At 45.7% G+C, this 22,921-nt stretch carries 25 protein-coding genes; 6 read left to right on the top strand and 19 right to left on the bottom strand.

What is annotated here, in order from left to right; genetic code table 11:
- Positions 1–296: 296 nt before the first annotated feature.
- Genes AC6R00_RS06420 through AC6R00_RS06340 form a run of 17 tightly spaced genes read right to left on the bottom strand, consistent with a single transcriptional unit; the run spans position 297 to position 15,489 of the window.
- Positions 297–1,520, bottom strand: a complete 1,224-nt coding sequence (locus AC6R00_RS06420; protein ID WP_500639736.1) for a beta-ketoacyl-ACP synthase — start codon at positions 1,518–1,520, stop codon at positions 297–299.
- A complete protein-coding gene (locus tag AC6R00_RS06415) occupies positions 1,517–2,242 on the bottom strand; it encodes a 3-ketoacyl-ACP reductase FabG2 (RefSeq protein ID WP_500639735.1) in 726 nt (241 codons plus the stop codon). Before AC6R00_RS06415 ends, AC6R00_RS06420 begins: the two co-directional genes overlap by 4 nt.
- Positions 2,239–2,703, bottom strand: a complete 465-nt coding sequence (locus AC6R00_RS06410; RefSeq protein WP_500639734.1) for a hotdog family protein — start codon at positions 2,701–2,703, stop codon at positions 2,239–2,241. The genes AC6R00_RS06415 and AC6R00_RS06410 overlap by 4 nt, the downstream gene beginning before the upstream one ends.
- A complete protein-coding gene (locus AC6R00_RS06405; protein WP_500639733.1) occupies positions 2,696–3,883 on the bottom strand; it encodes a beta-ketoacyl-[acyl-carrier-protein] synthase family protein in 1,188 nt (395 codons plus the stop codon). Before AC6R00_RS06405 ends, AC6R00_RS06410 begins: the two co-directional genes overlap by 8 nt.
- A 21-nt stretch (positions 3,884–3,904) precedes the next feature.
- The gene (locus AC6R00_RS06400; RefSeq protein WP_500639732.1) at positions 3,905–4,516 is read right to left on the bottom strand and encodes a DUF3261 domain-containing protein; all 612 of its coding nucleotides are present in this window, start codon (positions 4,514–4,516) and stop codon (positions 3,905–3,907) included.
- On the bottom strand, positions 4,513–6,864 hold the full coding sequence (locus AC6R00_RS06395) for an MMPL family transporter (RefSeq protein ID WP_500639731.1): 2,352 nt from the start codon (positions 6,862–6,864) through the stop codon (positions 4,513–4,515). Before AC6R00_RS06395 ends, AC6R00_RS06400 begins: the two co-directional genes overlap by 4 nt.
- Positions 6,836–7,444, bottom strand: coding sequence for a LolA family protein (locus tag AC6R00_RS06390; RefSeq protein WP_500639730.1), 609 nt, complete (start codon positions 7,442–7,444; stop codon positions 6,836–6,838). Before AC6R00_RS06390 ends, AC6R00_RS06395 begins: the two co-directional genes overlap by 29 nt.
- Positions 7,441–7,890 (bottom strand): acyl-CoA thioesterase, encoded by a 450-nt coding sequence (locus AC6R00_RS06385; protein WP_500639729.1) that lies wholly within the window; start codon positions 7,888–7,890, stop codon positions 7,441–7,443. The genes AC6R00_RS06390 and AC6R00_RS06385 overlap by 4 nt, the downstream gene beginning before the upstream one ends.
- The gene (locus AC6R00_RS06380) at positions 7,890–9,443 is read right to left on the bottom strand and encodes an HAL/PAL/TAL family ammonia-lyase (protein WP_004744625.1); all 1,554 of its coding nucleotides are present in this window, start codon (positions 9,441–9,443) and stop codon (positions 7,890–7,892) included. The genes AC6R00_RS06385 and AC6R00_RS06380 overlap by 1 nt, the downstream gene beginning before the upstream one ends.
- On the bottom strand, positions 9,424–11,136 hold the full coding sequence (locus tag AC6R00_RS06375; protein ID WP_500639728.1) for a glycosyltransferase family 2 protein: 1,713 nt from the start codon (positions 11,134–11,136) through the stop codon (positions 9,424–9,426). Before AC6R00_RS06375 ends, AC6R00_RS06380 begins: the two co-directional genes overlap by 20 nt.
- Position 11,137: 1 nt before the next feature.
- A complete protein-coding gene (locus AC6R00_RS06370) occupies positions 11,138–11,497 on the bottom strand; it encodes an ApeI family dehydratase (RefSeq protein WP_500639727.1) in 360 nt (119 codons plus the stop codon).
- A gap of 6 nt (positions 11,498–11,503) precedes the next feature.
- Positions 11,504–12,880: an AMP-binding protein gene (locus AC6R00_RS06365; protein WP_500639726.1), complete on the bottom strand. Its 1,377-nt coding sequence runs from the start codon at positions 12,878–12,880 to the stop codon at positions 11,504–11,506.
- A complete protein-coding gene (locus tag AC6R00_RS06360; protein ID WP_500639725.1) occupies positions 12,877–13,446 on the bottom strand; it encodes a COG4648 family protein in 570 nt (189 codons plus the stop codon). The genes AC6R00_RS06365 and AC6R00_RS06360 overlap by 4 nt, the downstream gene beginning before the upstream one ends.
- Positions 13,446–13,703, bottom strand: a complete 258-nt coding sequence (locus tag AC6R00_RS06355; protein WP_171320567.1) for an acyl carrier protein — start codon at positions 13,701–13,703, stop codon at positions 13,446–13,448. The genes AC6R00_RS06360 and AC6R00_RS06355 overlap by 1 nt, the downstream gene beginning before the upstream one ends.
- Positions 13,704–13,719: 16 nt before the next feature.
- Complete coding sequence (locus tag AC6R00_RS06350; RefSeq protein ID WP_004744631.1) at positions 13,720–13,980, bottom strand: phosphopantetheine-binding protein; 261 nt, start codon at positions 13,978–13,980, stop codon at positions 13,720–13,722.
- 16 nt (positions 13,981–13,996) lie between these two features.
- Complete coding sequence (locus AC6R00_RS06345) at positions 13,997–14,761, bottom strand: lysophospholipid acyltransferase family protein (RefSeq protein WP_500639724.1); 765 nt, start codon at positions 14,759–14,761, stop codon at positions 13,997–13,999.
- A complete protein-coding gene (locus AC6R00_RS06340) occupies positions 14,761–15,489 on the bottom strand; it encodes a beta-ketoacyl synthase chain length factor (RefSeq protein WP_500639723.1) in 729 nt (242 codons plus the stop codon). The genes AC6R00_RS06345 and AC6R00_RS06340 overlap by 1 nt, the downstream gene beginning before the upstream one ends.
- A gap of 70 nt (positions 15,490–15,559) precedes the next feature.
- Between AC6R00_RS06340 and AC6R00_RS06335 the strand changes: the two genes are divergently transcribed.
- The 4 genes from AC6R00_RS06335 (at position 15,560) to AC6R00_RS06320 (ending at position 18,670) form a co-directional block, all read left to right on the top strand.
- Positions 15,560–15,952 carry a hypothetical protein gene (locus AC6R00_RS06335; RefSeq protein ID WP_171320570.1) on the top strand — a complete coding sequence of 131 codons (393 nt, stop codon included), beginning with the start codon at positions 15,560–15,562 and terminating at the stop codon, positions 15,950–15,952.
- Between the two features lie 30 nt (positions 15,953–15,982).
- A complete protein-coding gene (locus tag AC6R00_RS06330) occupies positions 15,983–17,050 on the top strand; it encodes a methyltransferase (protein WP_500639722.1) in 1,068 nt (355 codons plus the stop codon).
- A 5-nt stretch (positions 17,051–17,055) separates the two neighbouring features.
- Positions 17,056–18,303 (top strand): NAD(P)/FAD-dependent oxidoreductase, encoded by a 1,248-nt coding sequence (locus AC6R00_RS06325; RefSeq protein ID WP_500639721.1) that lies wholly within the window; start codon positions 17,056–17,058, stop codon positions 18,301–18,303.
- A 115-nt stretch (positions 18,304–18,418) separates the two neighbouring features.
- The gene (locus AC6R00_RS06320; RefSeq protein ID WP_004744637.1) at positions 18,419–18,670 is read left to right on the top strand and encodes a DUF3081 domain-containing protein; all 252 of its coding nucleotides are present in this window, start codon (positions 18,419–18,421) and stop codon (positions 18,668–18,670) included.
- A gap of 48 nt (positions 18,671–18,718) precedes the next feature.
- Here the strand turns inward: AC6R00_RS06320 and AC6R00_RS06315 are convergent, their stop codons facing one another.
- Together AC6R00_RS06315 and AC6R00_RS06310 are read right to left on the bottom strand one after the other, a co-directional pair.
- Complete coding sequence (locus tag AC6R00_RS06315) at positions 18,719–20,023, bottom strand: dicarboxylate/amino acid:cation symporter (RefSeq protein ID WP_500639720.1); 1,305 nt, start codon at positions 20,021–20,023, stop codon at positions 18,719–18,721.
- Positions 20,024–20,352: 329 nt separating this feature from the next.
- A complete protein-coding gene (locus AC6R00_RS06310; protein ID WP_500640166.1) occupies positions 20,353–21,849 on the bottom strand; it encodes a phospholipase D family protein in 1,497 nt (498 codons plus the stop codon).
- 177 nt (positions 21,850–22,026) lie between these two features.
- Here AC6R00_RS06310 and AC6R00_RS06305 point away from each other — a divergent pair, with 177 nt between their 5' ends.
- Together AC6R00_RS06305 and AC6R00_RS06300 are read left to right on the top strand one after the other, a co-directional pair.
- Positions 22,027–22,647 (top strand): LysE family translocator, encoded by a 621-nt coding sequence (locus AC6R00_RS06305; RefSeq protein ID WP_004749102.1) that lies wholly within the window; start codon positions 22,027–22,029, stop codon positions 22,645–22,647.
- A gap of 2 nt (positions 22,648–22,649) precedes the next feature.
- Positions 22,650–22,913, top strand: coding sequence for a hypothetical protein (locus AC6R00_RS06300; protein ID WP_500639719.1), 264 nt, complete (start codon positions 22,650–22,652; stop codon positions 22,911–22,913).
- Positions 22,914–22,921 lie beyond the last annotated feature (8 nt).

Below are 22,921 nucleotides of genomic sequence, written 5' to 3'. Positions count from 1 at the left end.
TAAATAATTACCTAAAAATAAGTTAGCAAGTCTTGGCAGGAATAGGTGGGAAATCGGTTATGCTAAGAGCGTTATGCGGCTGAAATCACGAGATAATGAGTGATTTATTGCATGTTACTTAATTGTTAAAAATAACTTGTGAGATTGCTTCAGTTTTGGATTTTACCCAGGCCTAACCAGTAAAAATTTTGCGCAAGTACATAGAATTATTAGAGAAACGAGAAGACGGGGGAATAGGAAATGAGGGCGGGGGAAGTCAGCCAAGTCAACGTTGGACTTGGCTGAGAAAGAGAGGGTTAGATCTTCTTAAAGATAATCGATGTATTGATGCCACCAAAAGCAAAGTTATTGCTCATCAGATATTCGACATCAAGTTCACGACCGTTACCTGTGATGTAATCGAGATTACCGCACTGCTCGTCTAATGAGTCTAGGTTTAGCGTTGGGCTAAACCAACCAGAATGCATCATCTCTAGACTCAGCCATGCTTCAATAGCACCACAAGCTCCAAGAGTATGCCCGAAGTAACTCTTAAGCGAACTGATAGGCACTTTACCTAATGCGTTCGCGGTGGCGTTACTTTCCGCAATATCACCCCGATCTGTCGCCGTACCATGAGCTGAAACATAGCCGATTTTCTCCGGTTCGATGCCCGCATCTTGCAGCGCCATTTCCATACAAATCTGCATGGTTTCCATCTGAGGTTGGGTCACATGAGCGGCATCGCAGTTGCTGGCAAAGCCGATGATTTCTGCATAGATTTTGGCACCGCGTGCTTTGGCATGCTCGTATTCTTCAAGAACTAGAGTACCAGCGCCTTCACCAATCACTAACCCATCACGGTGAGTGTCGTATGGACGAGGCGTACTTTTTGGCGCGTCGTTCTTTAAGCTGGTGGCAAATAGAGTATCAAAGACAGCAGATTCGGTTGGGCATAGCTCTTCACCGCCACCCGCCACCATCACCGTTTGATAGCCATGTTTAATTGCTTCGTAGGCATAGCCAATGGCTTGGCTACCCGAAGTACATGCGCTGCTAGTTGGTATTACACGCCCTTTTAAACCAAAGAATAGGCCGACATTCACAGCGGCAGTGTGAGGCATCATCTGAACATAGGTCGTGGCGGTAATGGCTCTGGTCGATTTCTCGTTGAGCATCACACCAAATGAACCGACGGCGTCGGTACTGCCTGTCGAAGAGCCGTAAGCAATACCGGTCTGGCCGTTGGTAAGCACCTCAGCGCCGATTAATCCTGCCTGCTCAAGTGCGTTTTCAGTTGCCACCGTCGCCAAACGAGACACGCGCCCCATACCGCGAACTTGCTTGCGTTTGTAATGTTTAGGCAGCTCAAAGTTATCAACTGGTGCCGCGAGTTTAGTGTTAAGACCATCGTACTGCTCGTAAGACGGCATATATTGAGTCGCGTTTTCGCAGGCTCTCAGCTTTGGCTCTACTGATTGCCAGTCGTTACCAAAGGCAGTAACGCCCGACATACCGGTGACTACGACGCGGCGACTCATACTAAACCTCCGTTAACTGAAATGACTTGGCGAGTCACATAGCCCGCGATGTCAGACATTAAGTAGCTGACTAAGCCTGCCACTTCTTCTGGCTCGCCCATGCGGCGCAACGGAATCTGAGGCATTGCGTGCTCTTTAACATGGTCATCAACCATGCCAGTATCAATAAGACCAGGTGCGACACAGTTAACGGTGATTTTGCGTTTGGCCAGTTCTAACGCGAGAGATTTCGTCGCACCAATAACCCCAGCTTTTGCCGCGCTGTAGTTGGTTTGCCCACGGTTACCCATCAGGCCAGATACAGACGCTAGTGTGACGATTCGGCCACCTTTACGTTTTTGTACCATTGGCATCACGCATGGGTGGAGCACATTGTAGAAGCTATCCAAGTTTGTGTGGATAACGCCATCCCATTCTTCTTCTGTCATTGCAGGGAAGGCAGTATCACGGGTAATGCCTGCGTTGTTAACCACACCATAATAAGCACCATGTTGTTCGATGTCGGCTTCTAGCTTAGAGCGGCACTCTTTGCGATTGCTGATATCGAACTGGATCAGACGGCCGCTGCCACCGTTTTCCTCAATGAGGTTCAATGTGTCCTGAGCACCTTGCTGATCGCCCATATAATGGACGGCAATGGTAAAGCCATCTTTCGCTAATTGAACGGCAATCGCTTTACCGATTCCTTTACTTGCGCCTGTCACTAAAACTTGTCGGGTCATTGTTGACTCCTGATTTTCATTTCTTTTAATTTTTCTTCAGATGGTACGTAAACATTCAATTGGCAGCTCGCCACGGTTTGCTGCTCGAATTCGATACGCGCAGTGAACACCGCCATTCCGTTATCTTCCATCATTTTCTCGGCGTATACATCGAGTATTTGACCTTGATTGAAATGGTCACAATGAGATGTGTAACGGCGACTGCCAAGAAGAAAGCCTATTGGCGGTTCTTGGCCTTGTTGCATGGCATGGTAACCGGACCAAGCAGCGACTGATTGAGCCATAAACTCAATACCGACGTATGCAGGAATGGTTTGTGACTCGGCGTTGAAGAACGGATTCTTATCACCAATATCCACTTGGCAGTGAATGGTGTTTTGTTGAATGTCTAGCGCACGATCAATAAGTATCATGGGCTCATCATGAGGCAATAGTTGCCCTACTGAAGGGTAGTTAGTCATGGGTGTAACCAAAAATTAGACTAATGTTGTTACCACCAAACGCAAAAGAGTTACTTAAAATGGCTTTGCCTTGCAGCTTGGTTTGAGTTTCAACCAGTGAAACTTCAATGTCTTCTGCTTTGTTTTGGCAATGCTGAATCGGTAGTGGTAAATCGTGTTTTAAAATGTGCCAAGCAATCGCGGCTTCGGTAGCACTAGCAGCGCCCAAGGTATGGCCTGTTAAAGGCTTGGTTGAGCTAACAGGCACGTTGTTTGGGAACAGCCTATGGATGGCTTTGCTTTCCATGCTGTCGTTGAGTGGGGTCGCTGTACCGTGCGCATTGACGTAGCCAATGTCAGCGGCAGTTAGCCCAGCATCATCTAGTGCTTTTTGCATCGCTTGTTCAGCACCAACACCTTCAGGGTGAGGTGCAGAGATATGGTGAGCATCAGAGCTATCCCCAGTGCCAAGCAAGGCAACCTTTGATGGTGTTTGACCCAGTAGCATTATCGCCGCTGACTCACCGATATTGATGCCATCACGATTCTCTGAAAATGGCTGACAAAGATTTTGGGATAAAGCTTCTAAACCGTTAAAGCCATTTAATGTTAGGCGGCAGATCGTATCAACGCCGCCGACAATGACGGCATCAACCAACCCACTGCGCATTAAGCGCTGAGCAGTAATAAATACGCGCCCACTGGAAGAACAAGCGGTTGAGATGGCATAACAAGGTCCGGTAATTCCAAAGTAGGATGCGACAAAGTCACTGGTATTACCTAACTCTTGTTTACGGTAGTGGTATGAATCGGGAAAGTCGCCACTGTCTAACTTCTGCTTATAGGCAATTTCGCCATCGGCAATGCCAGATGTGCTAGTGCCGATAATCACAGCGATACGTGATGCACCAAATTCAACTATGGCATTTTGGACCGAACCCTCAATTTGCTTAAGTGCAGAGAGAGCCAATTGGTTATTGCGAGTATCGAATGCGCGTAAGTGCTCAGGAAGTTCGGGCAGCTCAGCTTGCACGCGACCGACTATGGTTGACGTTTTTGTATTGAGTATATGATCATCTCGCACCATGTTTGATGCGCGTTGACCGGACAGGCACTGATGAATCTGAGAGTCTTCAGATCCCATCGCAGAATGAAAGCCACAGTCTTGAATAAAAATGGGTCTTGAAACGTGTGTCAGCATGATGGCTATCTATGGTGTTGTCTAAACTTTATTAAATTGCAGTGTTTTAATTTTAATAGTGTAGTTGTCGATTAAGTGATGGAAAACGATATCTCCGCTTAGCCTGTCCTTGTTGCTATATTGGATATCAATGACCTTTTTACCACTATTATCGAAAATTGCTCGGGTATTATAGTTATCAATTATTTGCCACCTTACCTTATTTAATGGGCCTTCCCAAGCAGAAACAGGCCAGAGCGTGATCATCAGGTTAAATAGTACCTGCTCTGGAGGAGGTAAGACGCCCCCCAGACCACTTAATACCTCGGTTGTGATCTTATCATCTTGATAGTTAAGCGATAATATTCGAGTGCCCCAAGATGAAAAACCAGCTAAAACCAGTTTGTCGCTACCCACTTGCAGCTGAACAGGCAGCTGCTCTGTACGTTTTTGCTCATCGCTGTTCCATGTCGCTTCAATCAGCTGGCTAGCCGTTAGGGAGTAACCTAAGTCGCTTGGTGTTGGTAAGTTAACTTGCTCCTGCTGAGTAATCTGAACAACGGGTGTAGCTGATTGAGGAGTTAAGCTACAGGCACTTACAGTCACACCAAGCAATGTGGCTAATAGCGTTTGGGATAGAAAACGTGACTTCATGATGGTTTCCTTTCTTCAATAGCCATAGGGGACAGCAACCAAGCAACGAAAATACCACTCAACACTGTGATACCAAAACTATGAATGGCGTGTGTCTGGCTCAGGGACAGCAAGCCAAACGAGAGCAATGTGGTCATCGCCGAAAGCGTAATTGCCAGTAATGTACTTTGGCTACGCGCTTTTTCAGCAAAAAACAGAGTGTAGTCGATGCCAATCCCAATAATGAGAATAAGTGCGAGTAAATTGAACAGATTCAGTGTTGAACCTACGGCTGAAGCGGTCGCTAAACCGGCAACGCAGGCAATCAAAGAAGGCGCCAAAATTTTGATTGAATGCTTGAAGCCATAACGTTTTACCAGCAGTAGTGCAATTACCGTCAATGCCGCAATAAGCAGTTCCATGACTTTAACTCTATAGTCGGCAAACAAAGCCGAGATTTCTTCGGCTTTATTGAGGTAGCTAATATCACTATGGAAATTGGCAAATGCCTTGACCTCTTCTGGTTGCGAGAGCTCATTGAGAACAACGACCCCGGCGACTTTATCTTCTATTTTGCCGATATAGAGAAAGCGCACTGGCTCTGAAACCGTATGCTCAAGATACTCTTGCAGTGTCACCTGCGACAAAGGTGCAGACAAATTAGGCACTTCTGATAGCTTTAACGTATCACGGAGAAGAGTCCCTTGCTTCTGATACAAATCTTGAATCAGTTGATAGTTTTGCTCTTGGCGAGCGGTAGAACTCAGGTATTGGCTTAGGCTCTGATAACCTTGGATTTTACCTTCACGTTGCCATTCTTTTAGCTGTGTATCTAAAGCTTCAAGCCTTTGCAGTAACGCTTCATCGCTGTCGGCAGTTACGACCAACATCTGTTGTGATGATTGCAGACCACTCAGTTGGGTAATGAACTCTTCTTGCTGTTTTAAACTCTCAGGCATGGCTTGAAGCTGCCTGATATCGTCATCATAGTGCAAGTTTGATAAAGGTAAGATCGCTGCGATTAAGCAAGTTAAAGGTAGCCCGTACTTAATGGCAGGTTTAGTCCACACAGCGAGCCACTGTTGCCAGAACCATTGCCCTGGAAGCTTTCTGTCAGCACTTGGCTTAACGGCAAGCACAGGATACCAAGCAACGACGGTGGCGTAGGCGGCAATTAAACCTATTGAAGAGAACAGAGCTAGTTGTTGTAGACCCGGGAAAGGCGCAATCAGCATTCCTAGGTAGCCGACTAAGCTAGTGATGAGCCCCATAGTGATTGCGGTAAAGATATGCTTTAGCCCTTTACGGCTGTCCCATTTTTGACCTGCGGCCAGTCTTTCGGTTAGGTAGTGGAATGCATAATCGATGGAGACGCCAATTAAGCTCGCTCCAAATACCAAGCTAAACAGATGCACGCTGCCAAATATCCAGGTTGTTAGAGCTAATGCGGATAAAAGGCCCACACCAATAGAAAGAAGCGCAAGTGATAACGGTGCTGCACTGCGGAAAACACCAACAATTAAAATGATGACGCCTAATAGCGAGAATAAACCGATGGTACTGATCTCGGATTTGGCACTTTCAGTACCAAATTGGGCGTAAAACAACACTCCAGTATGGAAGGTATTGGCATCAAATTGTTCGGTTAGCGAGTGCTCAATCGAAACAATATCTGCGACACCTTGCTGTGCCGTTAAGCTATAAGGGGAGTCATTGAGTGTCGCACTGACAAGTATATATTTTTGCCCTTCAAACTCTGTAGTGAGGAAACCTTGGTCAAGGACAAAAGCCGAGCTCAACTGAGTTAATTGAGAAAGGTAATCTCGAAAGAGGAGGAATGGATCGCTCGCGAGCTCTTGACCTGTTACACCAGAAAACGGGTTATACAGTGACTGGAGTACATGTTGAGCTTGAGCTTGAGGTTGATTGGCTAACCTATCACGCTGCTCGGCTGTCAGTTGTTGGTAACGGTGATCAAAATAGTAGGCCGCCCACTGACTTTGTTGCGCTGCGCTTACTTTACCGACGACTTCGGCAAACAGCCCTGTTTGGGTCAAATCTTGTTCCAATTGGCTGGCCGCCGCGAAGGCATGCTCATCTTTGTTGGCGGTGACAACAAACACGACTTTGTCACTTAGGTTGCTAGAGACCGATTCAAAGGCTTGTTCTGCGACAGGGTCTTGCTGGTTAACAGGCAGCAGCTTGAGGATATTGGTTTCTATCGGAGATTGGGCTGACCAGAGCCATTGTTTCGCGAGCACAGCAATAAACAGCATGACCAAACCTAGCCATGCGAGTGCGATTTTTTTCGTTGTTTTTGCTTCTGCTGAGTTAGGGAGCTTAGAAGCTGAATTGCGCTTGTTCAGCATCCGTTAGACTCTCTGGTTGATGAGTTTGATTGGAGAAAAGAATCTCGGTTTTATCACCACGAATTTCTTTTAAGGTCAGTTGATCAATGTTCTGGCTTCCAACTAGGGTGATCGTTTCGAATACTGCATTTAATGGCGCTTGTTTTGGCGTCAGCTTTATCGTCCAGTCGCCGGAGGTCACCTTGAAAGCAATGTCGAACTGCTCCTGCAGCGCTTGCGTATCACCATGGAAAACCGCCAAAAACACATGGCTGAAATAAAAGGCCATTGGGTTGTCTTTTGCGGTGACGGTTTGTGGTTTTTGACCTGCAAAAGTTTGGCGCAGCTTATCTTCAGTCAGAACGAGATTAACTGGAAAAGGGACTGTTTGCTGCCAAAGTAACCCTTGCTGTTTGCTTAATGTGAAATTGCCCTGTGAGCTAAGAGGTTGCTCGAACATTTCGATGTGTCGCAGTTGGGTGAAGTCTCCGCGAACAATTTCATGCTGTGCAAGTTGAACTTGCAGCGACTCAAGATCAGTGACTTTAGCCGATGAAAATGGAGAGACAGCAAGCAGGGCGATTAACAGCCATTTTTTCATTCGGCAATTCTCCCGTGTTGGTGCCAGTATTCTACTTTATCCGTTAGCGCCTTAGGTGAGGCAAAACACATCTCTTCCGTTTCCATTGCCACTGCGACTTGCATTGTGTGGCCCTTACACATTCTCTGTCCTGTTTTGCCATCATAAATGACGTAATCGACGCGCAGTCGGTTTTCCCACTCGGTGAGTTTCGCGGCTACGCGGATCTCGTGGTTAAATGGAATCGCTTTTACGTACTTAACTTGAGTCCCTATGATAGGCCACATATAGCCAGAGGCATTCATTGCTAGGTAGCCGTACTCAATCTTATCCATCATCACACGACGAGCTTCTTCAAAGTAGCGGAAGTAGTTACCGTGATAGATGACGCCCATTGGGTCAGCATCTTGAAAAGAGGTGACTATTGTCACCTCAGATTCGAGCGGGAATAGGATCTCTTGCTCCATTATGACTCCGAGTACAAAGACCAGTGACGCTGTTGAATACGTGAAATAAAGTGGCGCAGATCTTTCTCTAATGGACGATCTTCTGCGACAAATTCAAATTCTCCAAGTACGGCATCGCGAATCATCTTTAGATTGTCGCTCATGTGGTGCTCATCGAGCTCATTATGACGTCGACGAATCTCTACCGCTTGAACACTTGCCAAAAGCGAAGCGGCAGCAACTTGTTCAGTCAGCTCTAATACGCGAATACAGTCACGTGCTGCAATGGTGCCCATGCTGACTTTATCTTGGTTATGACATTCCGTTGAGCGAGAGAAAACACTGGCTGGCATGGTGTGTTTTAGCGCCTCTGCTGTCCAAGCCGAGATGCCAATTTGTACCGCTTTGAAGCCATGGTTAATTGGTTTACGTTCGCCTTCGGCACCCGTTAAGTTGAATGGTAAGCCGTTATTGAATTTGTAATCCATTAGCTGCGCCATTTGGCGGTCGAGCAAGTCAGCTAAGTTAGCGATACCTGTTTTTAGCGTATCCATTGCCATCGCAATATGGCCGCCATAGAAGTGACCACCATGCAGAACGCGTTCGTTGTCGCCATCGATTATTGGGTTGTCGTTGGCACTATTGAGCTCGTTCTCAATCATTGAACGTAGCCAAGGTAGTGAGTCTTGTACTACCCCGATAACATGCGGCGCACAGCGCAGTGAGTATCGGTCTTGTAGTCGGTCACTGTTACGCGGTGGACGATCCGCTTTTAGATCATCACGTAACCAAGCTGCGACCTGCTGTTGACCCGGGTGAGGTTTAACCGCAAACAGAGCTTCATCGAAGTGGAAGTCGTTACCATGCATGCCGACAGAAACCATGGCGGTAATCTTGGTGCAAAGTTGCGCTAAGTACTCGGCGCGTTTATAAGCAAGACAAGCCAAAGCGGTCATGACGGATGTACCGTTCATCAAGGCTAGACCTTCTTTTGGCTTAAGATGAATAGGATCAATGCCAAGTTCGGCAAACACCTCAGCGGTAGGGCGAACTTCACCTTTGTAAAGGACATCACGTTCGCCAATTAATGCTGCAGCTAAATAAGAAAGTGGAGTAAGGTCGCCACTGGCGCCAACAGAGCCCTCTTGAGGAATACGTGGAGCAATATCTTGATTGATCAGAGTAACGATTTGGTTAAGCAGATCATGGGTAACGCCAGACACACCTTGCGCTAATGAGCAAAGTCGCGTTGCAAGCACTGCTCTTGCTTGTTCATGAGAGAGCACCTCACCTAATCCACAGCCGTGGAAGCGAGTTAAATGCAGTGGCAGTTCGTCAACAAGGTTAGGCGGAATCGCAACGGTGCAAGAATCGCCGTAGCCAGTTGTGACACCGTAGATGACGCCTTCTTCTTTCAGCAGGCGTTCTAAAAACGCGACACCGCGATCAATCTTTGCAGTGAACTCTGGTGAATTGTTGAGGCTAGCATTGGCACCTTGGGCAATGGCCACCACATCTTCTATGGTTAGGGCCTGTGCGCCAAACTTAATGGCGTTAGTGTTTTGCTTTGTCATCATTCTGATTACTTAATGTCCAAAAATTGAAAAAATTATACCACTGCAAGGGTGCTTGCAGGGTGTAGTGTTGCAATCGATTAGCGTAATCTTGCACCACTTTCTCTAGCGCTTGCTGACGCTCTTTACGTGGAAGAACGATCTTGTCGCTAAACGGTTCGAAATAGACGTCAAAGTGAGGTTTCTCACTTGAGTCATCTCTTAAGCCAAATAACAGGTAAACAGGCGCTTTGAGTACTGAAGCGAGCATAAATGGGCCTTGCGGGAAGGGGGCAGGTTTACCTAAAAATTCTGCCCATACAGAGCGACTTTCTTTGCTGGTGGAGGTGCGATCACCGACAATAACCACCCATTCTCCTTGCTCGATTTTCTGCTGGAGTAAAATCGCGGTATCCGGCCCCATCGAGCTCACCTGTATCAGATTTAACTCAGAATTTGGGTTAACGGCCTTCATCACGGTGTTGAAACGCTCGGCATGTTCGGTAAAGACAAGAGCGTTAATTTTGACGTGTGAATGCCGGCGGCCGAGCGCACGGCAAAGCTCGATATTACCTAAGTGCGAACCAAGGATAAGTACCCCTTGGTTATTGTCGACCATCTCTTGGAAATGTTCTTGACCGTGAATGGTTAGATTATCGACATTGAAGTCACCTTTCCAAGCGGCCAGTTTATCCAGCATGGTATGACCAAATGAGAGCAAATGCTGATAGCTATCTAATCCATTGGGCAGAGTGAGCGAGTGCTGCTGAGCGTAACTTTTCAGTTGCTTGAGATAGATCTCAGAAGCTTGTTTCGCCTCTTTGCCAGTTAGGTGATAGTAACGCATGACGACCTTGAGTATCAGGTTGAACACTTTACGCCCCAGCAAGCTGTAGATCGCGAGCATCAGTTTGATACCAAAGATGGTGCCTTGCTCTTGTCGTTTAGACCAGTGTGCGTCTTTATTGGCCGCGTTCTTGCGACGGTTACGCGCCAGTAGACGAGGGATTCTTGGCAACATGGCGAAGAAAAGTCGCGTGTGCATCCAACTGATTTTAACGTTATCCCACAGAGCATCAAAGTGGGAGATGCCGCCTTCAGGGTAGATAACGCGAGTTTCAACAAAATCAATTTCGACGCCTTCCCAATACATACGCACAAGAATTTCGATATCGAAATCCATTCGTGTGCCAATGTCGTACTTATCGAGCACGTCTACGGTTTTGGCTACTGGATAGGCTCGAAAACCACACATACTGTCTTTGATGGCAAACGACAATGTTTCAATCCAGACCCAAACGTGGGTCGCGTATCGACCATATAAGCGCGATTTAGGTACGCTATCATCGTAGACGGGCTGACCAGAAATGAGGTGATTGGGGTTTTGCTGTGAAGACGCTAGCAGATTAGGCAGCGCTTCTACGTCGTGCTGCCCATCGGCATCAATCTGTACTACATGACTGTAGCCAAGCGCTTTCGCTTTGCGAATACCGGCCATGACTGCGCCACCTTTGCCCGAATTCTCGGACAGCGTGACCAGAGTAATATTGTCTTGCTCGGCTATCTGTTGAAGTGCCTGTTTAGTTTCATTATTGCTGCCGTCATCCACCACAATAAAAGGTAATGAAAAAGGTTCGAGCGATGACACCACAGCAGCGATTGTGCTGCCATGGTTATAGCAAGGGATAAGGAAACAAGGTTGGTAATTTTCCACGTTACTGACCTAACTTCATTTTACCTGAAGAGTGGATGACCAATCTCTCACCTTGTTGTGAACTGTACTTGAAGGCGAGCTTTTGCTTTGCTCCATCCCAGCTCAGCGCAAGGTTAACAGTCATGTCTGGCAGGATAGGCTCTTGGAACTTGATCACTTCCATGCCTTTAAAGGTTGGCGGAGTGCTTAGCTGTTCAACGGCATAATACAGCGCCCAATCGATTTGGCTGACACCCGGCAGCAGCGGGAAATCAGTAAAGTGACCACGAAAATCCAATATGTCAGCATCCACTTTAAAAGTTAAAGTCGTTTCTGAATCTATTGTCTTTACATCTATTATCGTTGGTTTTCTTTTATCCATGTTCTTTTAATCTTGGAATAGCTTTTCAATTTCAGCGACTTGTCGCTTACCTTGACTGTTAAGCGGAATTTCAGCTAGCACGCGATACTTTCTTGGAATCGCGATAGGCTCTAGCCAGTCGCGTAGACTTTTACGTAAAGAGAGCCAGAACTTTCCTTTACCAAGTCGCTCCACCTCTTGCTGGCCTGCGTTGGTTAATACTATGACTGTGCAAAGTGTTAAACGGTTCCCATCTTGCATTGGAATGACCGCGCTTTCTTCAATGCAATCTAATTGTTCCAAACGTTTTTCCACCTCAACCAAAGAAATACGTTTTTCCTCAATTTTCACGACTCGGTCAGTACGCCCTTTTAGGTCAAAGGTCACCTTATCATGGAAATGGCATTCATCCGCTGTCTGATACCACTCATCACCTGCAATGTGCGGAGCGCGCAGTCTTAGACAATTTTCGCTATTTAGCTCTGCTTCTACACTTGGAAACAACTGCCAAGGTGTCGTTGCCACTTGCTGTTGTCTAAATGCAATCCCTCCGGTTTCTGTACTACCGAAGACTTCAATAGGAAAATGAGTAAATAACGCATTGCTGTGTTTGGCTGCACTTAAGGGCAATGGACCGCCCGAGGAGAACACACAGCGTAGTGGTGAGCTGTTATGCTCTTCTGTCAAACGCTTAAGCAAGGCAGGGCTGCTAACCAAGGCAGTATTGTCATCCGCATGGTGAACAATTTGTTCTGGAAACTCAAGATTGAATTGGGCAAACGGTCTGCCTGCACACAAAGGCCATAACAGGCGGAACAGTAAGCCATAGATGTGTTGGTGGGACACGGTACTTTCGATACGTGTATCTACCAAGGTTGGTCCCCACAGTGACTCTAATATTTCAATTTCAGTTGCAAGCTGTAAAAGCGTTTTATTGATCGCTTTCGCTTTGCCGCTAGAGCCGGAAGTGAACAAGGTTATCGAGATCTGTTCGAGTGATAACGCGTCAAAGGAAACTTCTTTGATCGTCTCGTGTGTATTGTGATTGAGCTTTAGTGCTTTCAGTTCGTTCGCTACCACGACTTGCTTATCATGGATAACGAGATCGAAATGGCCATTAAGCTCCGCCACGGCTTGAGTTTGGTAATTACCCGGTAGGATGATTGCTTTACTAGCATAACAACTGGCAAAGAAACTGACCGCAAATAGATAGCTGTTACCAAAGCACAGAGCGACGCGTTTTGCGGAATGTTTCGATAGCTGCTGAGAAAATTCAGCCACATCTTGTTGGAACTGACCCCATGTAATGGTTTCGTTTGACTCGAACGCCACTGGCTTTGTGCTCAAGCGCGATGCGTTCATAAGCGAAGCAAGCGAAGTAAATTCGGGGTTAACTAGGTTCATTTTGATGAGTGATCCTTACGAATAAACTGACGCACAACCCACTCAATTGCAAACAAGCTGCCAGCAAGAATGTAGCTGATCAGCCCGTTGTATAGTGTCCAAACTTTGATAGGTTGGAAACAGGTATACAGGGCAGTCAAACCATTGAGAACAAAGAACAGGCACCAAACTATGGTGACTTTACGCGTGTAATCAACACCGCTTTGAGGTAGGTCGGGTTCTTGAAGGCGTGCCAAGCGCTCTATGATAGTCTGGGGCTGCTTCAAGCTAGAAGCAAACACAACCAGCATACATAAGTTGACAACGACGGGATAGAACATCAACCAGCCATGTTGTTTGAACAGGATACCTAATCCAACGAGTGAGATACCCGTAACAGCGGTAACTTGCGCGACGTATTTGAGTTCTTTTAGTTTGGTACGATGTACGGACAGGAGGCGTGCTCCCAAGGCGGCGATCAATAGAATCCCCACCATGGAAAGGCCGTATTTATCTATGCCGAAGTAAACGGCGAATGGATAAGCGAGCAGGACAAGTGCAGACAGAACTGTCAGCAATTGGCGCATTAGGCTTCCTTAAGAAGCTCAGTCACTGCGTTAACCACGTCTTCGACAGTACGCACAGTACTGAACTCAGCGGGTTTGATTTTTTTGCCTGTTACGTTCTGTAGGTGAACTACTAGGTCAACAGCGTCAATGCTGTCTAAATCAAGATCTTGATACAAGTGCGCTTCAGGCACGATATCCGCAGCATCAATCTCAAATAACTCTTCAAGTGCGTCCTTTACTTGAGCAAATACCTGTTCTTTATTTACATCTGTCATGGGTGTTACCTACGGATTATTCACTGATCTGTGAAGAAATATACTTCGCTAAATTACTCACTGAAGCAAAGTGCTCGCGAGTATTTGAATCATCCGCATCGATGACAATGTTGTATTTCTTCTTAATCGCTAAACCTAGTTCTAACGCATCGATTGAGTCTAGGCCAAGACCATCACCAAACAGTGGAGCGTCTGTCTCAATATCATCAATGGTTAAATCTTCTAGATTTAGTGCATCAATTATAAGTTGTTTTATTTCGTTGTGTAGTTTTTCCACTTGGGCCTACTTGTCACTAGTCATTTTCTGGAAAGATCGTCTCTGATAAATGCTGCTGCAAACGGCGAGCGGCAATTGTTGGGGACGTAGTTTGCTCTATAAATGGTTTAACCTCAACTTTATCCTTAACTTCAACAAGGAAAAAAGGCTTGGTAGGGGGAACTTGATACCATTTTGTCTCTTTTGTGAGAAAGCTCGGAGAAACGCTAATGTGAATTACGCGTAAATCTCGCTCAGTGCGCACAGCGATTTGCGCTGAGCCTCGCTGTAGTTTCGATTCAACACCGGGTGTGGTTCGGGTGCCCTCTGGGAAGACGAGCAGTACGTTGCCTTGTTCAAAACGTTTTTCGCATATTGCCAGTAAGTCATCAGGCGTTTCATTTGGAATGTAACCCGCCGCCTTAACAATATGCTTCATAAATGGGTTGGCCCAAATGGCAGATTTAACTAAGCAGTCACATCGTTTCAATTGCGATGCAATTAGAACATAGTCAATAAGGCTTGGATGGTTGGCAACGATTAAGCAGTTTTTGTCCTGTTGCAGAAGCTCAGCGCCGACAATTTTGTAATCAATGGCACCAGTGAACTTCATCAGTTTACAAAACAGATTGAATGAACGCTGAATGGCACCTTGAACGCGATACTCTCGAACCGTTTGATCTTTGGTTAGTAGATGAATCGCGGGGATAACGATAAAACTCAGTGTTAAGCCGCCAAGGCCAAAAACAGAGAAGCAGAATCCCGTCGCGAAAACACGCCAATGTTGATCGAATGTTTTCATTAATTTCTCTGCCAAGTCCATGTCTGTTGTGGGGATTCAATTTTCCATTGGCTTTGATTAGACAAGAAATGACGAATGAATTCTAATCCTTGGGGCAGAGTTCGGGTTGGTGTCTCGTTAGTTTGATGTTGCGATAACGAGAAGCCGTTGCCATTTGAAACAACAAGTCCTAAGCCGTAACCGCGATAGCTCAGGTCTTCATACTTTTTGTAGGCCTCAGGTAGTGGCTCATCGAAATCGACAACCAATACTTTGCTATCTGGATGTTCGTTTAAATACAACCAGGCTTCGAGAATTGCGCTTTGGAAGGTGTTTTCTGAAGCAGCAATAGAAGTAAGAGGAATAGGTTTTTTGGTCGCGATGGTGGCAAGACCTGCCGCAGTATTGTGTACCGACTGAGAAAACGCCATCGGAGAAGCTTCTTCACCATTTAAGATATCGTCGACAAGTTTAACACTGCGGTGCAGTTCTCCATGACGACTGGCGAAGACCAGGTAATCGACCTCGTGCTCATTGAGAAGTTCAATGGTCGTTTGAACGGCAAGCTTGCTCAGATTACTCATTCTACGGCGCATCATGGGTGGAATCGCAGAGGTAATTAATTTGTCCTCTTCAGGCCACTGTAAGCTATTTGCCCAACTTTCCCAGTTTTGAGACACTGAGAATCCGTTAGAATGCGCGAGCCACGCGTCGATGTTAAATGAGATGTTGATATCTGAATTTAGCATAAGATATTGAATTGTCGTTTTTACAGCGAAATACTATTAAAGACTAAACACCTAATAAGGAATTATTAATATGTCACCACTAAAGTTACTCAGCTCAGTATTGCTCGCATTGCTACTTGTCGGTTGTGGTCGCGTTCAGCCAGTAATGAACGTTGAGGATACTCCAGTTGCTTATAATCTTCAAAGTAAACAAGTTAAGATGGCGATTATGCAAGCTGCCATGAACCGCGGTTGGATCGTAGATGAAGTTTCTGAAAATGAGCTGAATGCGAAATTACACGTTCGCTCGCATTATGCGGAAGTAAAAATTCCATATAACGACAAGTTTTATTCAATTATTTATCTCAACTCAGAAAACTTGAAAGCAGGTGATGGCAAAATTCACCGTAACTACAATCGTTGGATTAACAACTTAAACGTAGATATTAAGAAGCAGCTAGCGCTTACAGCGTCTGCACAATAATCATTTAATTAACTTATAGTTAGGTTTTTCGTGGTACAAGAAAACAAAGACCCGTTTAATGCTCTAGAAGCAAAAACAGAAGCTCAAAAGCTATCATTTGCGCCAATTGTGTTCCAAACAGCGCGCACTTTACGTGATTTAGGTATTTTGTCTGCTCTAGATAAAGCAGGTGAAAAAGGCTTAAATGCGGCTGAAATTGCTCAGCAAACTCAGGTATCTGAGTATGGCGTTAAAGTGCTGCTTGATATGGCGATCAGTGCCAATATCGTGTTGTGGGAAAAACCTAACTATTGCCTAGCAAACTTAGGCTTCTTTATCCTCCATGATGGCATGACCAATGCCAACATGGATTTTACTGCTGATGTTTGTTACGCGGCGATGATGCACCTCACCGAAGCGATAGTTGAAGGCAAACCAGCTGGCTTGAAGGAGCTTGGTGACTGGGAAACCATTTATCAAGGTTTGTCGACTCTGCCAGAGCAAGCAAAAGAGAGCTGGTTTAAGTTTGACCACTTTTATTCTGACCGTTCGTTCCCGGTTCTGCTCAAAGAAGTTTTTAAAAGCCAACCGAAAACACTGGTTGATATCGGTGGCAACACGGGTAAGTGGGCAATGCAATGCTGTAACTACAACCCAGATGTTGAGATCACCATTGTTGATTTACCTCAACAGCTTGAGATGGCGATGAAAAATGCCAAAGATCAGGGCTTTGCAAGTCGAGTTCATCCACACCCTGCCAATATGCTCGATAAGCAGCAAGTACTGCCAGAAAGCGCCGATGTTTGGTGGATGAGCCAGTTCTTAGATTGCTTCTCGCCAATGGAAATTCTTAATATCCTCAAGAAAGTCAAAGGTCAGCTTCGTGAAGGCGACTCTATTTACATTCTTGAGTTGTTTTGGGATGCGCAAAAGTATGACGCCGCTTCTTTCAGTTTGAATGCCACTTCTCTCTACTTCACCTGCCTAGCCAATGGCAATAGCCGTTTCTATCGTAGCGACGATTTCTTAGAGATCATTGAAGCAGCAGGATTAGCCGTTGAAGAAAGAACCGATAATATTGGCCTTGGCCATACGCTGCTCAAGCTAAAATCACAATAAAAATTATGAAAAAAGAAATTACCCAAGTCGTTGTTGTTGGTGCAGGGCCTTCAGGTTCTACTGTTTCTGCGTTGTTAAACGCGCAGGACATAAACGTTATTGTTATTGAAAAGGCGCTGTTCCCGCGTTTTTCTATCGGAGAAAGCCTACTTCCCGCGTGTATGGAAGTAGTAGAACAAGCCGGTATGCTTGATGCGGTTAATCAATACGGTTTTCAGTACAAAGATGGCGCAGCGTTTAGACGCAATGGCGTATACACCCAGTTTGATTTCACAGATAAATTTACTTCAGGACCAGGGACTACGTTCCAAGTTCAGCGAGGTAACTTCGATAAAGTCCTCGCCGATAGTGCTGAGATTCAAGGGGTAGAAATTCGATATCAACATGAGTTAACTGAACTTGAGTTTGTTGGTGAACGCTCTTTGCTGACAGTCAAAGATGAGCAGGGTGAGAGCTACCAAATAGAAGCAGACTATGTGTTGGATGCGAGTGGTTTCGGGCGAGTTTTACCAAGAATGCTCGACCTTGAAGAGCCGTCTTGTCTTCCGCCACGCAAAGCTATCTTCACTCATGTCGTTGATAACATTGACCCGCAAGCGTTAGAGTACGACCGCAACAAGATTCTAATTTCCGTGCACCCTGAAAATCACGATGTCTGGTACTGGTTGATTCCTTTTTCCAATGGCGTGTGTTCATTTGGTGTGGTGGGGGAACCTGAGTTCTTTGATCGCTACCCGGAAGATAAAATTGCCGCCATTAAGCAACTAGCGAGCGAAGAATCTGGTTTAGCCCGATTGCTTGCCAATGCAAAATATCCAAACCCTGCGGGAGAGCTAGGCGGCTACTCAGCGAACGTAAAACAGCTCGCGACCAAGCACTACGCTCTGCTAGGCAATGCAGGAGAGTTTCTTGATCCGGTATTTTCATCCGGTGTGACCATTGCGATGAAGTCGGCCCAGTATGCCGCCGAGTGCGTGGTGAAACAGCTAAATGGGCAAGAAGTGGATTGGGATGACGAGTACGCTAAGCCGTTAATGGTTGGTGTAAACACTTTCCGAACTTATGTCGAAGGCTGGTATAGCGGTATTCTGCAAGATGTCATCTTCTATCAGAACCCTAACCCCCGTATCAAACAAATGATCAGCGCTATCTTAGCGGGGTATGCGTGGGATCAAGACAACCCGTATGTTAAGAATAGCGAACAACGATTAAAAACATTGGCAGAGCTAGTTCGCGAAAGTAATAACGTTTAGAGTTTTGATTTGGCTCAAGACTAGAGATGGCGAAAACCTCGATCACCGTTCATACTTTTTAGTAGATCGCTATTCAAACATTAAACTAGGTTTGGATAGTGAAAGGAGGTAAGCTATGAAGAACGAACTTGATCCAACCAAGGTCCTACAAGCTTATGAAACGGTGATGGCGAACGGCTCACCAACTGAGCATGGTAAGATCTATGAAGGTGTCGAAGCCTTCTCTGATTACGATGGTTACAATGTATATATGCGAGGTAATGGTGTTGAGCTAAAAATCGGCTTTCACAATACCTATCATCTCGATTATGACCAAGAACACCTTAGAGATAGCTTCCTTAAAAAGGTTGCCATGTTAGCGAAATAGAAAAAGCCCCAGACATTGTATCTGGGGCTTTTGTTTTGAACCCGAATTTTAGGCTTCAGAGCGCTTTAAATGAACTTCTTCTTCTTTGACACCTGCCATTGGGTCATTGAAGCGAGCTTCATCTAGTGCACCTTCAGATTTAGCAACGATGATGGTCACGGCACTATCACCTGTTATGTTTACGGCAGTACGAATCATATCCAGTAGACGGTCAACACCCATAATAAGAGCGATACCTTCAAGCGGTAGACCGACTTGGTTAAGCACCATCGCTAACATGACAAGGCCAACACCCGGAACACCCGCTGTACCAATTGATGCCAGAGTTGCCGTCATGATCACCATTAGGTAATCACCCATAGTCAGATCAATGTTGAATGCTTGAGCAATGAACGCGGTCGCGACGCCTTGCATGATTGCCGTACCGTCCATATTCACTGTTGCGCCCAATGGCACAGTGAATGAAGAGACACGGTTTTCTACACCCATACGGTTCTTCGCTGTTTCCATTGTGACTGGAATCGTCGCATTTGAAGAAGCCGTAGAGAAAGCAAACATGATCGCATCTTCCATCTTCTTCAAGAAGGTAATTGGGCTAAGGCCCGTAAAGCCTTTTAGCATCACACTGTAAGTCACCAGACCGTGCAGCAATAGCGTTCCTGCTAGTACAAGGAAGTACTCCGCTAGATTGACGATAGCGCCAAGACCTAAGCCAGTGAATAGCTTCGCCATCAAGAAGAACACACCGTATGGCGCAAGGTTCATTAGGATAGCAACAAGCTTCATGATCACTTCATTGAGATCTGAGAAGAAAGAAGCAATACGCTCGCCCGGTTTACCCGCAGCGCTGATTGCAATACCAAAAAGCACAGCAAAGACGATAACTTGAAGGGTTTTACCTTCTGCCATTGCGCTAATTGGGTTGGTCGGGAACATATCAATGATCACCTGACCAAGAGAGGGTGCTTCCGCCGATTTAAACGAGCTTGCGGCAGTTAAGTCTGCACCAGCGCCCGGCTGGAAAAGGTTACCCATGGTTAGGGCAAGAGTGATGGCAACGGCTGTGGTTGCAACATAAAACGCGAGTGTTTTACCACCCATACGACCCAGTGTAGAAAGGTCTTTCAGAGAGCTTGTACCGCAAACTAGTGAAACGAAGACTAGTGGGACAACAAGCATTTTCAAGCTAGCGACAAAGATCTGGCCGCCGACTTCAAATAATCCATTTACAATATATGCATCGACAAATCCGTTGTCAGCAAAGAGACTGCGAATCGCAAATCCTGTCAAGATACCCGCAACCATACCTAGAATTACGCGGCTGGTTAGCGACATCGGTTTCTTGGTATTCATAGTGAACACTCCTTATAGTTATGCACCTTGAGTTCACTTCAAGGCGAGCAGGAGGTTAGCAGGCAGATCGAAAAATCAAAAAGCAAAATAACTGACTAGATTTATAGATGTGACATTCATCACTAGAATTTTATGTCATTTAACAGGTTTTTAACCAGTATGATTAACGGAATTATCTATAAGTTATATTTTGTAACAAGGAAAAGACTGCCCGTTAATATATACAGATTTCTCATTACTTGAGAATCTAAATGCATATACTGGTATGAGGTGTTAAAAACTGCATATATAGTCGAGGCTTATGCAGTTTTTAACATGAAATCATAGGGCTAGAGTTGTTCTTCAATTGGCAGCAACCCTGAAACCCAAGCGCCCATTTTTCGCCAAATACTGGCGTCTGGTTCAGAGGTTAACAATTTCCCAGAAGAGAGATCTTTCCACGCAATGTCACCGTCTTGAATGACTATTTGATAGGCATTTTTCTCTAAGCTTTTTGGTAGCTCTTCGAGAGATTCTTCAACAAAGCGCTTTTGTTCTATAACCACTGCCATTTCTGTGTTGAGGTAAGCAGAGCGAGGGTCCCAGTTCATAGATCCAACAAATAGAGTGTTTCCATCGATGAACATCATCTTGGCGTGCAAACTTGAACGACTGCTGCCTGTTACACTCCATTTACTTGCTAGATCTGCACTGGCTTTGGTTTCCCATAGTTCTACCCCACCTTTGACGAGCGCTTCACGGTATTTCGCATACCAGCCATGAACGGCAAACACATCGTTTGAGGCGAGACTGTTAGTCACAACGGTAACGTCTATTCCTCGTTGAGCCGCTTCTACCAAAGCGGTTGTTCCAGATTCGGTAGGAACGAAATAAGGAGAAATCAGTACAATTGAGGAGTCAATATCTGCTAGCAGTTCACTTAAATTATCAACCAGTTGACTCTGCTGTGTGGCGACTTTGTCAGGTAAGTCATACCAAACAACACCTTCTCCCCAATACATATCCAAATCACCTGCGACTAGCTGCTCGTAGAGGTCTAACTCAGTGAAGTCGTATTGTCCTTCGGAGAACTTTTCGCCGAGTTTTCTTTCCGCGACTTCTTGTTCAATAGCGCTCTCATTTGGGTGTTCTGCATTTTCAACGATCCACTCCATTGGAATGGCGTAGAGGCTGTTCCAATAGAGGTCAAACTGCTCGGCGGTTTGTTCAACAGCTTTACCATATAAAAGCACATCGAAATCACCAAACTCGACATTAGACTCAAATGAAAAGTACTCATTGCCTATGTTACGACCCCCAACAATAGAAGCAACGCTGTCAGCGGTGAAAGACTTGTTGTGCATGCGCCGATTTAGTCTTTGGAAGTCACTTGCCATCGCTATTATTCGGGCACTTCGATAGTGGTGAGGGTTAAACAGGCGAATCTCTATGATTGGGTGGGCATTGAGTACGGCAAGTTTATTGTCACCTCTATCCTGCATATCATCGAGGAGCAAGCGGACCCTAACCCCACGCTCCGCTGCCTCGTAGAGTCGCCAAGTCAGGAGTTGGCTTGTCTCGTCATTACGATAGATGTAGTACTGTAAATCAAGCGAACTTTGTGCCGATTCAATCAAGGCAAGGCGGGCTAGAAGAGCGTCCTCGCCTTGATCTAAGGGTAAAAATCCAGTCAGGGAAGGATCGGGGTGCTTATCAAACTCAAAGTATTTGGCGAGTGGGCTACTCTGTTGGTAACCCAAATGAGTGGAGGTGGCTTTTTCAGGCAGCGTGCTTGGATCCACCGACGCACAGCCAACCAACCAAGTGAAACACAATAGTGTAAGCATGCGCCAAATGAGAGTGAACAAGCCTAGCCCCTTATGAGTGAGAAACAGTTAATAGACTGATTATAATATCATTTAGCGTTGTCACCACTAATCCAACCAATTACGTGTATTGGTTTTAAGAGTTCATTGCTTTATGTTAGACGCATAACACAACAAATAACGATAAAAATCTCAACTATGAATACCGCCTTGCTGGGAATGTTTATTCCGACTTTTTTCTTTGTCTCAATTACGCCGGGGATGTGCATGACGTTAGCGCTGACCTTAGGCATGAGTATTGGCTATCGCCGAGCGCTGTGGATGATGGCAGGGGAGTTAGTTGGTGTCGGTCTAGTGGCTGTCGCTGCTGTCCTCGGTATTGCTGCTGTGATGCTCAATTATCCGTGGTTATTTGTAGCATTGAAGCTCATTGGGGGCAGTTACCTGTTTTATCTAGGCATTCAGATGTGGCGCTCAAAAGGTAAGCTTGCTATTAACCTAGATGAACAAGCTCCGCAACCTTCAAGTGATTGGGATTTGGTGGTGCAAGGCTTTGTCACTGCGATCGCTAATCCTAAAGGCTGGGCGTTTATGATCTCTTTGCTTCCTCCGTTTATCGACCAGAGTGCTGACTTAGCCCCTCAGCTGATTGTATTGGTCTCGATAATCTTGGTATTCGAGTTTATCTGTATGACTTTGTACGCAACGGGCGGGAAAGGGCTGAAACGTCTACTTGGGCAATCGCAAAACGTTCGACTTCTTAATCGTATTGCTGGCACGCTAATGATGGGTGTTGGTGTTTGGTTGTTTATGAGCTAGCTATGAATCTGTTGAAACGAGTGAAGTCACAACTGCTTGAAGTATTAGATTTTCAATCTCGCGTTTGGGTTGTCAGCGTGTATCAAGGAGTGCATAAAGGCGAGTCTTACGTGGTGAACGAAGATAGCTTTTCTGAGCCAATGCAGTGGATGAAACGCAAAGGTTATTCCGCAGTAATGATAGAGCAAGTAGATCAGATGCGACGCTCGCAAGTCGAAGAGTTTGAGCTAGAGGATGTTAAGCATCGCCTTATGCGTGTGAAATGACACTCAGC

This window comes from Vibrio sp. R10-SF1-ISO8, from assembly GCF_059833805.1.
Note: the sequence above shows the minus strand (reverse complement) of the source record. Positions and strands in the feature narration are given on the sequence as shown.